The organism is Azonexus sp. (assembly GCF_041909095.1).
Classification (GTDB): Bacteria; Pseudomonadota; Gammaproteobacteria; order Burkholderiales; family Rhodocyclaceae; genus Azonexus.
On the sequence record NZ_JAYREB010000001.1, the window covers coordinates 400,249 to 413,146 of the forward strand.

13 protein-coding genes are annotated in these 12,898 nt (G+C 69.3%); 8 read left to right on the forward strand and 5 right to left on the reverse strand.

What is annotated here, in order from left to right; translation table 11 throughout:
* Window positions 1–53 precede the first annotated feature (53 nt).
* The gene (rsmI, locus tag ACE3OV_RS02020; protein ID WP_374324512.1) at window positions 54–899 is read right to left on the reverse strand and encodes a 16S rRNA (cytidine(1402)-2'-O)-methyltransferase; all 846 of its coding nucleotides are present in this window, start codon (window positions 897–899) and stop codon (window positions 54–56) included.
* An 8-nt stretch (window positions 900–907) separates the two neighbouring features.
* Here rsmI and ACE3OV_RS02025 point away from each other — a divergent pair, with 8 nt between their 5' ends.
* From ACE3OV_RS02025 to ACE3OV_RS02055, 7 genes are all read left to right on the forward strand, one after another.
* The gene (locus tag ACE3OV_RS02025) at window positions 908–1,270 is read left to right on the forward strand and encodes a YraN family protein (protein WP_374324514.1); all 363 of its coding nucleotides are present in this window, start codon (window positions 908–910) and stop codon (window positions 1,268–1,270) included.
* 63 nt (window positions 1,271–1,333) lie between these two features.
* Entirely contained in the window at window positions 1,334–1,924 is a 591-nt protein-coding gene (locus ACE3OV_RS02030; protein ID WP_374324516.1) for a phosphoheptose isomerase, read from the forward strand.
* Window position 1,925: 1 nt separating this feature from the next.
* Window positions 1,926–2,588, forward strand: coding sequence for a BON domain-containing protein (locus tag ACE3OV_RS02035; RefSeq protein WP_374324518.1), 663 nt, complete (start codon window positions 1,926–1,928; stop codon window positions 2,586–2,588).
* A 33-nt stretch (window positions 2,589–2,621) separates the two neighbouring features.
* The gene (locus tag ACE3OV_RS02040) at window positions 2,622–3,005 is read left to right on the forward strand and encodes a DUF6394 family protein (protein ID WP_374324520.1); all 384 of its coding nucleotides are present in this window, start codon (window positions 2,622–2,624) and stop codon (window positions 3,003–3,005) included.
* Between the two features lie 13 nt (window positions 3,006–3,018).
* Entirely contained in the window at window positions 3,019–4,719 is a 1,701-nt protein-coding gene (locus ACE3OV_RS02045) for a TrkA family potassium uptake protein (RefSeq protein ID WP_374324522.1), read from the forward strand.
* An 86-nt stretch (window positions 4,720–4,805) separates the two neighbouring features.
* Window positions 4,806–5,372: a hypothetical protein gene (locus ACE3OV_RS02050; protein WP_374324524.1), complete on the forward strand. Its 567-nt coding sequence runs from the start codon at window positions 4,806–4,808 to the stop codon at window positions 5,370–5,372.
* 84 nt (window positions 5,373–5,456) lie between these two features.
* The gene (locus tag ACE3OV_RS02055; RefSeq protein WP_374324526.1) at window positions 5,457–6,644 is read left to right on the forward strand and encodes a tetratricopeptide repeat protein; all 1,188 of its coding nucleotides are present in this window, start codon (window positions 5,457–5,459) and stop codon (window positions 6,642–6,644) included.
* Here ACE3OV_RS02055 and ACE3OV_RS02060 read toward each other — a convergent pair.
* Genes ACE3OV_RS02060 through ACE3OV_RS02070 form a run of 3 tightly spaced genes read right to left on the reverse strand, consistent with a single transcriptional unit; the run spans window position 6,632 to window position 10,379 of the window.
* On the reverse strand, window positions 6,632–8,455 hold the full coding sequence (locus tag ACE3OV_RS02060) for a TRAP transporter large permease subunit (protein ID WP_374324528.1): 1,824 nt from the start codon (window positions 8,453–8,455) through the stop codon (window positions 6,632–6,634). The genes ACE3OV_RS02055 and ACE3OV_RS02060 overlap by 13 nt on opposite strands.
* Window positions 8,456–9,454 carry a TRAP transporter substrate-binding protein DctP gene (gene dctP / locus ACE3OV_RS02065; RefSeq protein WP_374324530.1) on the reverse strand — a complete coding sequence of 333 codons (999 nt, stop codon included), beginning with the start codon at window positions 9,452–9,454 and terminating at the stop codon, window positions 8,456–8,458.
* A 13-nt stretch (window positions 9,455–9,467) separates the two neighbouring features.
* A complete protein-coding gene (locus ACE3OV_RS02070) occupies window positions 9,468–10,379 on the reverse strand; it encodes a TRAP transporter TatT component family protein (RefSeq protein WP_374324532.1) in 912 nt (303 codons plus the stop codon).
* Window positions 10,380–10,468: 89 nt separating this feature from the next.
* On the opposite strand from ACE3OV_RS02070, the gene ACE3OV_RS02075 reads away from it, so the two are divergent.
* Window positions 10,469–11,731: an MFS transporter gene (locus ACE3OV_RS02075; RefSeq protein ID WP_374324534.1), complete on the forward strand. Its 1,263-nt coding sequence runs from the start codon at window positions 10,469–10,471 to the stop codon at window positions 11,729–11,731.
* Between the two features lie 10 nt (window positions 11,732–11,741).
* Here the strand turns inward: ACE3OV_RS02075 and ACE3OV_RS02080 are convergent, their stop codons facing one another.
* Entirely contained in the window at window positions 11,742–12,842 is a 1,101-nt protein-coding gene (locus ACE3OV_RS02080; RefSeq protein ID WP_374324536.1) for a mechanosensitive ion channel family protein, read from the reverse strand.
* Between the last annotated feature and the right edge of the window lie 56 nt (window positions 12,843–12,898).

Genomic DNA, 12,898 nt, shown 5'->3' on the forward strand with positions numbered 1-12,898 from the left:
GCCGATTCTGGCAGTCGCCGCCGCGCCCTGTCAATGCAGCCGGAATAAACCGCTCAGTCCGTCGCCTTCAGCGCCAGCGCACGCTCGTAGAGGGCGTTCTTCGCTTCGCCGCTGATCGCCGCCGCCAGCTTGGCCGCCTGTTTGGTGCCGAGGCCTTCGTCGAGCAGCAGGCGCAGGACGCGCTCACCCTCGCCGCTGGCGGCGTCGGCCGGCGCACCGGAGACGATCAGCACGAACTCGCCGCGCTGGCGGTTGGGATCGGCCTTGAACCAGTCGAGGGCGGCGGCGAGCGGCAGGGCATCGACGTTCTCGAACAGCTTGGTCAGTTCGCGGGCGACGACCAGCGTGCGCTCACCGAAGGCGACGGCCATCTCGGCGACAGTCTCGAGGACGCGGTGCGGCGCCTCGTAGAAGACCAGCGCGTAAGGATGGGCGGCGAGCGCCGCGAGCGCCTGCTGACGCTGACCGGCCTTGCTCGGCAGGAAGCCGTAGAACAGGAAATGTTCGTCGATCAGGCCGGCGGCGGACAAGGCGGTGGTTGCCGCGCACGGGCCGGGCAGCGGCACGACCTTGCCACCGGCAGCGCGGACGGCGGCGACGATGCGCGCGCCGGGATCGGAAATGCCCGGCGTACCGGCGTCCGAGACCAGGGCGACGGCCTCGCCGGCCTGCAGCTTGGCGACGATGCGGGCGGCGGCTTCGTGTTCGTTGTGCTGGTGCGCCGGCAGCGTCCGGGCGCGGGCGCCGAGCTGTTTCAACAGCGGTGCGCTGTGCCGGGTGTCCTCGCAGGCGACCCAGGACACGGTGCGCAGGACTTCCTCGGCCCGCCGCGTCAGGTCGCCGAGGTTCCCCAGCGGCGTCGGCACGACGTACAATGCCGCGATCAATTCGTTTGTCATTTTCAGCGATGCAGGCAAAAACCAACGATACCACCGTCGCCCGCGGCCGCGAAGCCGAGAGCGAGGCAGCAGCCTACCTGGCGGAGCACGGCCTGCGCCTGCGCGAACGCAACTTCCGGGTACGCGGCGGCGAGATCGACCTGATCATGCAGGACGGGCCGACCGTCGTCTTCGTCGAGGTCCGCGCCCGCAGCCGCAGCGATTTCGGCGACGCCGGCGCCAGCATCGACGCCTTCAAGCAGGGCCGCATCGTCCTCGCCGCCCGCCACTGGCTGGCCCGCCACGGCGAATGCGCCTGCCGCTTCGACTGCGTGCTGATCGACGATGGCCGCCTGCGCTGGCTGCGCAACGCCTTTGCCGCCGAGCATTGAGGCGACGCCGCCACGGCACGCTGAGGTAAAATCATGAGCCGATCATTTGAAAGAAGCCGTTCCATGGATTTGATTGCCCGCGTCGCCCAGCACTTCGAGGACAGCGCCCAGACCAAGCTCAACGCCGTCGATGCGCTGTCGGCGCCGATCGCCGCCGCCATCGAGACGCTGACCGGCGCCCTGCTCGAAGGCGGCAAGATCCTCGCCTGCGGCAACGGCGGTTCGGCGGCCGACGCCCAGCACTTCGCCGCCGAACTGGTCGGCCGTTTCGAGGCCGAGCGCCAGGAACTGGCGGCAATCGCCCTGTCCACCGACAGTTCGATCCTGACCGCGGTCGGCAACGACTACGGTTTCGCCCACATCTTCGCCAAACAGGTGCGCGCCCTCGGCCACGCCGGCGACGTGCTGCTGGCGATCTCCACCTCGGGCAATTCCGGCAACGTCATCGAAGCGATCAAGGCCGCCCACGAACACGACCTGCGCGTCATCGCGCTGACCGGCAAGGGCGGCGGCGAAATCGGCGAACTGCTGCGCGACGACGACATCCACCTCTGCGTGCCGGCCGACCGTACCGCGCGCATCCAGGAAACCCACCTGCTGATCATCCACTGCCTGTGCGACGGTATCGACGCACTGCTTCTCGGAGTCGAATGACATGAAAAAGACCCTACCCCTTTCCCTGCTTGCCCTCGCCCTGGCGCTGCCCGCGCTACAGGGCTGCGTTCCCGCCGTCGTCGCCACCGGCGCCGCGGTCGGCGTGATGAGCATCCACGACCGTCGCAGCACCGGCACCCAGACCGACGACGAAACCACCGAATGGCGCGCCGCCGGCCGCGTTCCCGAGCACATCAAGGCCGCCTCGCGGATCAACTTCACCTCGTACAACCGCCGCCTGCTGATCAGCGGCGAAGTCCCGAACGCCGAAGCCAAGGCCACCGTTGTCGCCGAAGCGCGCAAGCTCGAAGGCGTGCGCGAGGTCTACGACGAACTGACGATCGGCGCCAAGGCAACGCTGGTCAACCGCAGCAACGACAGCTTCATCGACTCCAAGGTCAAGGCCCGCCTGGTCGACAGCAACCAGATTTCCGCCAACCACATCAAGGTCGTCACCGAAAACGGCGCCACCTACCTGATGGGCCTGGTCAACGAGCGCGAAGCCAAGGTCGCCGTCGCCGTCGCCCGCACCACCGCCGGCGTGCGCAAGGTGATCAACCTGCTCGAAGTCCTCCCCGACGAAGACATTCGCCGCCTCGACGAGCAAGCGCTGGGCAGCCGCAAGGCGCCGCCGGCCAGCCAGGCGCCGGTGGAAACCCGCTGACGCCGGACTGATCGCCGCCGCCCGGAGCTCAACATGAACCTCGAAAAAGTCGTTTTCGGTTTCTTCATCGTCCTCGCGGCGACGCTCAACTTCGGCTTCTTCCTCGGCGACATCGACCGCCCCGAGTTGCATCACGTCTATGAACTGGCGGCGGCGCTGGTCGTCAGCCTGATCGCCACCGCGCTCAAGTTCGGCGACCGCACGCAGATCGGCGCCATCCACCTGGCGACCAGCCTGGTCGCCGACCTGCAGTTGATCGCCGCCGCCGTCACCTGGGGCATTGCGGTGCATGTCACCGGCGAGGGCATGACCGCCTCGGTGACTTCGAGCGTCGTTTCGCTCTCCGGCGGCGCGCTGTTCGCCAACATCGTCTCGGTCATCCTGCTCATCGTCGAAACCGTGATGCTGCGCCGCTGACGCGGAGCCGACGGTGAACAACAGCACCTTCTTCCTGGTCCTGCGGCGCATGCGCGCGCCGATCATCGCGCTGATCGTCATCTACGCGATCTCGGTGGTCGGCCTGACGCTGGTTCCCGGTGTCGACGCCGAAGGCCGGCCGGCGCCGCCGCTCTCCTTCTTCCACGCCTTCTACTTCATCAGCTACACGGCGACCACCATCGGCTTCGGCGAGATTCCGAACGCCTTCTCCGACGCCCAGCGCTTCTGGGTCATCGTCTGCATCTACCTGTCGGTGGTCGGCTGGTCGTATTCGCTGGTGACGCTGATCGCGCTGCTGCAGGACAAGGGCTTCCAGAACACGCTGACCGCCAACCGCTTCATGCGCCGGGTCCGCCGGCTCAAGGAGCCGTTCTACCTGGTCTGCGGCTGCGGCGAGACCGGCAGCCTGATCTGCCAGAACTTCGACCGCATCGGCCAGGCCTTCGTCGTCATCGAAAAGGACGAACTGCGCGTCGAGGAACTCGACCTCCTCGACTTCAAGACCGACACCCCGGCCCTGGCCGCCGACGCCAGCCTGCCCGACAACCTGCTGCTGGCCGGCCTGCAGCACCCGAAATGCCGCGGCGTGCTGGCGGTGACCAACGACGAACTGGCCAACCTGGCGATCGCCATCGCCGTCCGCCTGCTCGCCCCCAAGCTGCCGGTGATCGCCCGCGCCCGCAGCCAGTCGGTTGCCGCCAACATGGCTTCGTTCGGCACCGACCACATCATCAACCCCTTCGAGCGCTTCGCCGACCACCTCGGCCAGGCGATCACCGCCCCCGAACGCTTCCGCCTCGTCGAACTGCTGACCAGCCTGCCCGGTTCGCCGCTGCCACAACCGCACCGGCCGCCGCGCGGCCACTGGATCGTCTGCGGCTACGGCCGCTTCGGCCAGGCGGTCGCCGCCCGCCTGCGCGAGGCCGGGCTCACCCTGACCATCGTCGAACCCAACGGCGCCACCGGCGACGAGCATGTTGTCGGCGACGGCACCGAAGCCGCCACCCTGCGCGCGGCCGGCATCGAGCAGGCGGTCGGCATCATCGCCGGCAGCGACAACGACGTGAACAACCTGTCGATCGCCGTCACCGCCAGCGAACTGAAACCAGCGCTGTTCGTCGTCACGCGCCAGAACCAGGCCGCCAACAACGCACTGTTTCAGGCCTATGGCCCGGAATTCGCGATGGTGCCGAGCCACATCGTCGCCCACGAAAGCATCGCCATCCTGACCACGCCGCTGCTCGCCCGTTTTCTGGGCGAACTCAAGCGCCGCGACGAAGCCTGGTGCCGCGACCTGGCCGGCCGCCTACAGGCAATCGGCGGCGACCGCACACCGACCGTGTGGAGCATCCGCCTCAACGCCAGCGAAGCGCCGGCCGCCCGCCAGGCGCTGATGCACGGCCGCCCCTTCCGCCTCGGCGACATTCTGCGCGACGCCAACGACCGCGCCAGCGCCCTGCCCCTGTCCGTGTTGCTGATCGACCGCAGCGACCGCATCCACCTGCTGCCGGACGACGACTTCGAACTCAACGCCGGTGACCACCTGCTCCTCGCCAGCCACCTCGGCGCCCGCCGCCGCCTCGAACTGGCGCTGCAGAACCTGAACGAACTGGCCTACGTACTCGACGGCGAAACCCGCCCGTCCGGTGCGCTGTGGCGCATCCTCACCCCACGCAAGCGCCCCTTGCCTTAGGGCGTGTGCATAGAAAGGTGTTCGACTAGAATCGCACTTCGCATCGCTCGCCAGCACCGGATGGCGCTGAAGCCGGGCCAACAATCATGAAAGGAATCGACATGCGTATCGCAGTAGCTGTAGCAAGCCTGGCCCTGACGCTCGGCGCTTGCGTCACCGGCGGCAATTACAAGCCGGTGGCGGAAAACCTGCCCGAGCTGAAAGTGTCGTTTGCCGATCCCACCTGGACTGGCGGCGCTGTTCCTGCCGGCAAGCAATGCTCGAACTTTGGAGGCCAGGACGAAAGCCCCTCCTTCGTCGTCGAGAACATTCCGGCGGGCGCCAACGCCATCATCGTCGAATACAACGACCTCGACTACGGACCACTGTCCAGCGGCGGCGGCCACGGCAAGATCGGCTACTGGCACAACGGCGGAAACAAGGCCGTCCTGCCCGCCGTTCCCGGCTACTCGACGGCGATGCCGAACGGCGCATTCATCGAGGCGAAGGCGCTCTCTTCCGGACAATACGCATCCCAAGGTTACCTTGCCCCGTGTTCCGGTGGTCGCGGTCACAAATATGTCGCTGAAGTCAAAGCGGTTTACAAGGCCAGGAAGGAAGGCGAAGAAAACCGCCTGCTGGCAAAGCAGCGCATCGTCATCGGCAGTTACTGACGCAGGAAACCAATCGGGAGCAGCAGACGGGCTGCCTCCCGATTTTCCCGCCCTCTTCTTCCATTACCACACGCCATCAATTCCATGACCGCCCCCCTCGCCCTGGCCCGTGACCACTTTCTGCGCGGCGTCGCCGCCTTCGAGTCGGGCGACGATCCTGCCGCCCGCGCCGCCTTCGTCACCGCGCTGGCGCTGGCGCCGGGACGGCCGTCGGTAATGGTCAACCTGGCGGCGACCCTGCTTCGCTTGCGCGACTTCGCCGCCGCCCGCGAGCTGCTGCTGGAGATCACCGCCATTGAGCCGGACAACCGCGAAGCGCGCGTCCAGCTCGGCCTTTGCGAGGAAGCGCTCGGCCACTGGGCGGCCGCCGCCGCGGCGCTGGAGAGCGGCCTGCCGGCGAAAGCCAACCCGGAGTTGTGGCTGGTCTGCAGCCACTGCCACGGGCGGGCCGGCCAGCTGCCGGCGGCGCTCGCCGCGATCGATCGCGTCCTCGCCCTGCTGCCCGACCATGCCGAGGCGTGGAGCACGCGCGGCGGCCTGCTGCGCGAACTCGGGCGGCTAGCGGAAGCCGCCGACGCCTACCGGCGCGCGCTGCAACACGGCGGCGACCCCGAACTCAACCGCTACTACCTGGCCGCCGTCGGCGGCGACGCCCAGCCGGCGACGACGCCGAGCCACTACGTGCAGGCGCTGTTCGACGACTATGCGCCGGACTTCCAGCAACACCTGGTCGACGGCCTGCGCTACCAGGGCCACCGCCGGCTGATCGAACCGCTGCTGCAGGCCGGCCAGCGCTACCCGACGGCGGTCGACCTGGGCTGCGGCACCGGCCTCTGCGGCGAACTGCTGCGACCGCTGGTCGAGCACATCGACGGCATCGACCTCTCCGCCGCCATGCTCGACCAGGCTGGCGAGCGCGGCGTCTACCGCCAGCTCGAACGCCACGAGCTGAACGCCTATCTCGCCGCCCGCACGACCCCGGCCGACCTCTTCGTCGCCGCCGACGTCTTCGGCTACATCGGCGACCTCGCCCCGGCCTTCGCCGCCGTCCGCCGCCTGCTCCGTGCCGGCGGCTGCTTCGCCTTCACCGTCGAACAACTGCTTGAAGGCGGCGACTACACGCTGCAGCCCTGCCTGCGCTACCGGCACAGCGAGGACTACGTGCGCCGGCTCGCCGCACAGCACGGCTTCACGATCCGCGAGCTGGCCGTCGACACCCTGCGCCACGACCAGCAGACGCCGATCCCGGCGCTCTACGTCTATCTCGCCTGAGCGCCGAGCAACCAGTCCGGCAGCGCGGTGCTCAGGAAAGGCAGCAGCGACAGCGTCAGCGCGCCGAGGAAGATCGCCAGCAGCGCCGGCAGCACCGAGGCGGCGATCTCGCGCACCGGCTTGCCGAACATCGCCGCCGAAAAATACAGGTTCATCCCGGCCGGCGGGCAGAGGAAGCCCATTTCCAGGTTGGCCAGGAAGATGATCCCGAAGTGGATCGGATCGATGCCGTAGGCGAGCGCCACCGGTAGCAGCAGCGGCACCAGGACGACGATCGCCGCGTAGATTTCCATCAGCGCGCCGGCCAGCAGCAGGAACAGGTTCAACGCGATCAGGAAAGTCCACTTGTCGGGCAGCATGCTCTGCACGCCGTCGATCGCCAGGTCGGGGATGCCGGCGTCGACCAGATAATTGGTCAGGCCGAGCGCCATGCCGAGGATCAGCATGATGCCGCCGATCACCTGCGCGCATTCGACCAGCGCCCGGGCGATGCCGCGCGCGTCGATCTCGCGCAGCAGCAGCGACTGCGTGAGCAGCGCGTAGGCGGCGGTCAGCGCGGCGCTCTCGGTCGGCGTCGCCCAGCCGCCGACCAGCGAACCGACGGCGACGAGCGGTGCCAGGATTTCCCATTTCGCCGCCCAGGCGGCGCGGCGGGCGGCGGCGAAATCGACGCCACCCGCGAGCGCCGCCGGCGCCAGGCCATCACGCTTCAGGAAACCGCCGACCAGCAGCAGGAAGACCACCATCACCAGCGCCGGCAAGACGCCGGCGAGGAACATCGCGTTGATCGGCACGCGGGCGATGATCGCGTACATGATCAGCGGCACCGATGGCGCCAGCAGCACGCCGAGCGCGCTGGCGCTGGTCACCAGGCCGATGCCGCGCCGCTCGGGAAAGCCGGCGCCGACCAGCAGCGGCAGCAGGAGGCCGCCGAGCGCCAGGATGGTGACGCCGCTGCCGCCGGTCAGCGCGGTGAAGCAGGAACAGAGGACGGCGGCGGCAATCGCCGTGCCGCGCGCGCCACCGCCGAACAGCGCGGTGAACAACGCGCCCAGGCGGGCCGCCGCGCCGGTACGGGCGAACACCAGGCCGGCCAGGGTAAATAGCGGCAAGGCCGGCAGCGAGGGATTGACGGTGATCTGGTAATGGCTGAGCGGCACCGCCGCCAGCGGCTGGCCCTCGCTCCAGAACAGCGCCAGCGCCAGACCGCCGAGCACGGCGAAAACCGGCGCGCCGCACAGCAGCAGGAGCAGCAAGGCGGCGGCGAACGGCCACAGCGCCAGCACGCTGCCGTCGTAGTGGCCGGCGAACCACCAGCCGAGCGCCGGCAGCGCCCCGGCGGCGAGCCAGCGCCAGCTCGCCGCGCCGGGCAGGCGAGCGGCAAGGCGGACGCCGAGCAGCAGGAAGCCGGCCGGCAGCGCCGCCATGAACCACCAGCCGGGAATGCCGTAGGCGATGGCGCGCGGCACGGCCATCTCGGCAGCGACGAAGGTCCAGCTCGCCTGCGCCAGCATGCCGCAGAACAAGCCCGTGGCGAGCGCCGCGTAGGCTTGCGCGGCGCCGCGCCGGCGGGGATCGGTAGCGGCCGCGAAGCCGGCGCCGAGCGTGCTGAGGTGACCGCCGCGCGCGGCGACCAGCGCCCCGGCCATGGCCAGCACGAGTCCGGCGTGCTGCACGAAGGCCGGCGCATTGGCGATGCCGACGCCGAACAGCGGGCGCAGGGCGATCTCGAGCAGCGGCAGGAGCAGCATCAGCGCCAGCGCGCCGGCCGCCAGCGCGGCCTCGCCGCGACGCATGAAGTTGGCGAACACTTACTTGCGACCGGCGCGGTAGTTTTTCAGGTGACCGACCACTTCGTCGAAGGTCGCCGCCGGCACCAGGGTACCGCGGATCTGCGGGTGCAGGCGCGCGGCGAGCGCGTCCCAGGCCTGGCGCTGCGCGGCATCCGGCACATTGACCGCAAGCCCGCGCTTCTGCATCGCCGCCACCGCTTCATCGACTTCCTTGCGCGCCTGGCTGCGGATTTCGGCGCCGGCCTTGGCGCCGGCCGCGCGCACCGCCTGCTGGGTGGCCGGGCTCATCGCGTCCCACGACTTTTTGGTGACGATCAGCGCGCCGACGATGGGCGCCCAGTTGAGCTCGAGCATGTTCGGCGCGCTGGTGTAGATCTGCGTCGCCAGCGCGAAGTAGGGCGTGGACGGCACGGCGTCGATCATCCCGGTCTGGATCGCCGGCAGGATGTCGGCGGTTTCCAGCGGCACCGGCGTGTAGCCGAGCCGCTTCATGATTTCCTGCTGCTCGGCCTCGCCGCCCCAGGCGAAGAACTTCATCGGCTTGTAGTCGTCCGGGTGACGGGCCGGCTTCTTCGAGAAGAAGCGCACCCAGCCGGCGTCGCCCCAGGCGAGCACGACGAAGCCCTGGTCGAGGAATTTCTTCTCCATCGCCGGCCGCATCTTCTCGCGCACGTAATCGACTTCCTCCCAACTGCGGAACATCAGCGGCATCGCCTGCAGCGCGGCGATCGACGGCTCGATCTCGCGCAGCCCGACCACCGACAGCAGGCCGCCCTGCAACTGGCCGATGCGCATGCGGCGCACCATGTCGGTCTCGCCGCCCTGGCTGCCGTCCGGGAAGACCAGGTACTTGCCGCCGCCCTGCGCCGTGCGCCAGGCCTCGCCGAGCGTCATCAACTGGCGGTGGTAGAGCGAGTTCTTGGGCGCCAGCGTGCCGATGCGCAACTGCTGTTCCTGGGCGCGTAGCGGGGTCAGGGCGAGCGCCAGCAAGCCGAGGAGGACGAGAAATTTCTGCATGGGGACTCCGGGATCAGAAGAGGTCGGGCGAACGTTCGAGCAACCAGGCGGCGCGCCGGCGCATCACTTCGTTCTGCAGGGTGCGCGGACTGCCGGGCGCGTCGCGCACGGCAAGCGCCTGGCGCAGCAGGGATTCGAAAGCGGCGCGGTCGCCAGCCGGCAGAGCGATGCCCTCGGCCTTGGCCAAATAGGCGCCGGCGCTGCGCCCGGCGGCACGGGCGATCGCGGCGTCGAACCAGCGCGCTGCCAACGCCTTGTCGCCGCCGGGGCGGGCCGCTTCCAGCGTCGCCCGCAGGCTGCCAATGGCACCGTCGCCCCAGTCCGTGTCGGCGGCCTCGGCCTGCGCGGCGAGGCGGACGACCAGCGGCAGGTCGGCGACGATTTCCGGGTCGTCCTTGGCCAGCGCGATCCAGCTCCCCCAGGCGGCGGCCGCCCAGTAGGCCAGGCCGGCATCGGCAGCGGTCAGCGACGGCGGCGCGGCGGGGTCGGCGAGCGCCGCCAGGAATCCGGGATGGCGTAGTTCGAGCGCCGCCAGCGCGTGCCCGCGCGCCCGTCGGTAAAGTCGGGCGGCGCGCTGGCGCAGGCGCTCGGCGGCGGCGCTGTCCTGCGCTTCGACACGGTCCGCCTCGAAAGCGACGAAGGCGTAGGCGTATTCGGTCATGCGCGCCGCGACGCTTTCCGCCAGCGCGGCGTGGCCGGGCTGGCGGGCGAGCACCGCCTCCGACAGTTTCAGGTAGAAGGGCGCCGCGTCGCGCGCCAGTTCCGGGTCGTCCTCGGCACCCTGCGCCTGTCCGGCCAGTTCGTCGGCCAAGCTGGAAACCACCAGCGCGCGCGGCGAGCAGCCGGCCAGCGCCAGCCACAGGCAGCCGAGAAGGCAGCGCGCTAGGCGACGCGACGGCGGGAAAGGAGCAGCGGCGAAAGTCATCGCAGCAGCCTAGCCGGGCGATGTTACGAGGCCGTGACGACTGTAACAATGCGTACCCGTCGCCCAGCCCGGCAACGATCCACGGCACAATGTCCGCTCCCGCCCACGCCCGCTCGACGATGTCCCAGATCCTGCCCCTCTCCGCCCTGCTCCTCGGCGTTGCCCTGCTCCTTCTCGGCAACGGCCTGCTCGGCACCTTGCTCGCCGTGCGCGGCGGCATCGAAGGATTCGACAGCCAGACGCTGGGCGCCATCGGCGCCATGTATTTCGTCGGCTTCCTGGCCGGCACCTACCTCGGGCCACGGATGATCCGCCGCGTCGGCCATGTCCGCGCCTTCGCCTTCTTCACCGCCGCCGTTGCCTGCGCCGCGCTGCTCCACGAACTGCTCGCCAACGCCTGGGTCTGGGGACTGCTGCGCCTGACCACCGGGATGGCCATGGTCGGCCTGTACACGACCATCGAAAGCTGGCTCAACAGCCACGCCGCACCGGCCCAGCGCAGCCGCATCTTCGCCACCTACATGGCGGTCAACCTCGGCTCGCTGGCGCTGGCGCAGCAACTCCTGCACTGGGGCGACCCGGCCGGCCACGTGCTGTTTACGGTAGCCGCGCTGTCTTTCTGCGCCGCCGTGATGCCGGTGGCGGCAACGCGCCTGGCCCAGCCAGTGGTCGAGGAAGTGCGCGGCATCGGCCTCGCCACCCTCTACCAGCGGGCGCCGGTCGCCTGCGCCGCCGGCCTGCTCTCCGGCTTCGCCCAGGGCGCCTTCTGGGGGCTGGCGCCGGTCTGGGCCGACACCAGCCAGCTCGGCCACGCCGGCGTCGCCTGGTTCATGAGTATCGCCATCATCGGCGGCGCCGCCTTCCAGTGGCCGATCGGCGTCCTCACCAACCGCCTCGACCGCGGCCACGTGATCAGCGTCATCGCGCTGATCGCCGCCCTCTGCGCCGGTGGCCTGCTGCTCGCCGCCGGCCACGGCCTGGGCCTGGTGCTGCTGGCTGCCTTCGCCTACGGCGGCTTCGCCTTCGCCATGTACCCGCTGGCCGTCGCCCGCCTGATGGACCGCCTGGAAAAACCCGAGATCATCGCCGGCAGGGGCAGCCTGTTGCTGCTGCACGGCATCGGCGCCAGCCTCGGCCCGCTGCTCGCCGGTACGCTGATGCACCGCTTCGGCCCGTCCGCGCTACCCGTCTGGTTCATCGCCATCCAGTGCCTGCTCGCCGTCACCGCCTGGTGGCTGTCGGTGCGGGCCCCGGCCGACATCGCCCACCAGACGCCGCTGACGCCGATGGAAAGGACGACGCCGGGGGTCATCGAGATGCTGGAACCGGAAAGCACCGCGCCGACCCGCTGAGCTCCCCCGATCAGACGGCCGCCGGCGAGGCCTCCGGAAGCAGGTGCAGGGTCCGTGTCGGGAAGGCGATTTCGGCGCCGTGCGTGGCGATGATGTTGGCGATCCGGAGCAGCACATCCTGCTTGATCGCGTGGTAATCGACCCAGACCGTGGTCCGCGTGAAGGTATAGATCAGGATATCGACCGACGAGGCGCCGAAGGCGTCGAGATTGACGATCGTCGTCTGCGACGGCTCGATTTCCGGATGGCCCCGCAACATTTCACGGATGTCGGCGACGATGCCTTCGACCGCCGCCATGTCGTCGTAACGCACACCGATGCGCTCCATGATGCGGCGATGGCTCATGCGCGACGGGTTCTCGACGGTGATCTGGGTGAAGATCGAATTCGGCACGTAGAGCGGCCGCTTGTCGAAAGTGCGGATGCGCGTCAGGCGCCAGCCGATGTCCTCGACCGTGCCTTCGATCTCCTTGTCCGGCGAACGGATCCAGTCGCCGACGGTAAATGGTCGGTCGAGATAGACCATCAGGCCGCCGAAGAAATTGGCCAGCAGGTCCTTCGCCGCGAAGCCGACGGCGATGCCGCCGATCCCGCCGAAGGCGAGGACGCCGGAGATCGAGAAGCCCAGGCTCTGCAGGCCGACCAGCACGGCGGTGATCAACACCGAGACCCGCAGCAACTTGCCGATCGCGTCTACCGTCGTCCGGTCGATGCTCTCGCCGCGGTCGAGCTGGCGTTGCAGGACGGCGGCCTGCATGTTGCCGATCAGCCTGACCAGGAACCAGGTCAGGCTGGCGATGACGCCGATCGTGCGCAGCGGATCGATGGCGTCGAACAAGGCGGCATCGGCCTCGCCCTGAACGATGCGCGCGGCGAAGCTGAGGCCGACGATCCAGGCGAGCAGTGGCAAAGGGCGGCGTGCCGCGTTGACCAGCGCTTCGTCCCAGGGATTGGCGGTGTGCGCGGTGCGGGCGGCGAGCCGGTCAAGCAGCCGGCGCAACAGGAAGTTGCCGACGGCAACCAGGGAAACGACCAGAAAAACCTGCAGCGCCAGGGTCAGCGTGGCGTCGCCGCCGGTCAGGCGGCCCAGCCAGGAATCAAGTTCTTGCATGTCCACAGAATCTCATGACCAGGGAAAAAACAGTCTGCCATCGCCAGATGACAGGA

What these genes read in the sequence shown, in the direction of transcription:
- rsmI (WP_374324512.1), bottom strand. Translation starts at nt 899, where the DNA reads ATGACAAACGAATTGATCGCGGCATTGTACGTCGTGCCGACGCCGCTG.
- ACE3OV_RS02025 (WP_374324514.1), top strand. Translation starts at nt 908, where the DNA reads ATGCAGGCAAAAACCAACGATACCACCGTCGCCCGCGGCCGCGAAGCC.
- ACE3OV_RS02030 (WP_374324516.1), top strand. Translation starts at nt 1,334, where the DNA reads ATGGATTTGATTGCCCGCGTCGCCCAGCACTTCGAGGACAGCGCCCAG.
- ACE3OV_RS02035 (WP_374324518.1), top strand. Translation starts at nt 1,926, where the DNA reads ATGAAAAAGACCCTACCCCTTTCCCTGCTTGCCCTCGCCCTGGCGCTG.
- ACE3OV_RS02040 (WP_374324520.1), top strand. Translation starts at nt 2,622, where the DNA reads ATGAACCTCGAAAAAGTCGTTTTCGGTTTCTTCATCGTCCTCGCGGCG.
- ACE3OV_RS02050 (WP_374324524.1), top strand. Translation starts at nt 4,806, where the DNA reads ATGAAAGGAATCGACATGCGTATCGCAGTAGCTGTAGCAAGCCTGGCC.
- ACE3OV_RS02055 (WP_374324526.1), top strand. Translation starts at nt 5,457, where the DNA reads ATGACCGCCCCCCTCGCCCTGGCCCGTGACCACTTTCTGCGCGGCGTC.
- dctP (WP_374324530.1), bottom strand. Translation starts at nt 9,454, where the DNA reads ATGCAGAAATTTCTCGTCCTCCTCGGCTTGCTGGCGCTCGCCCTGACC.
- ACE3OV_RS02070 (WP_374324532.1), bottom strand. Translation starts at nt 10,379, where the DNA reads ATGACTTTCGCCGCTGCTCCTTTCCCGCCGTCGCGTCGCCTAGCGCGC.
- ACE3OV_RS02075 (WP_374324534.1), top strand. Translation starts at nt 10,469, where the DNA reads ATGTCCGCTCCCGCCCACGCCCGCTCGACGATGTCCCAGATCCTGCCC.
- ACE3OV_RS02080 (WP_374324536.1), bottom strand. Translation starts at nt 12,842, where the DNA reads ATGCAAGAACTTGATTCCTGGCTGGGCCGCCTGACCGGCGGCGACGCC.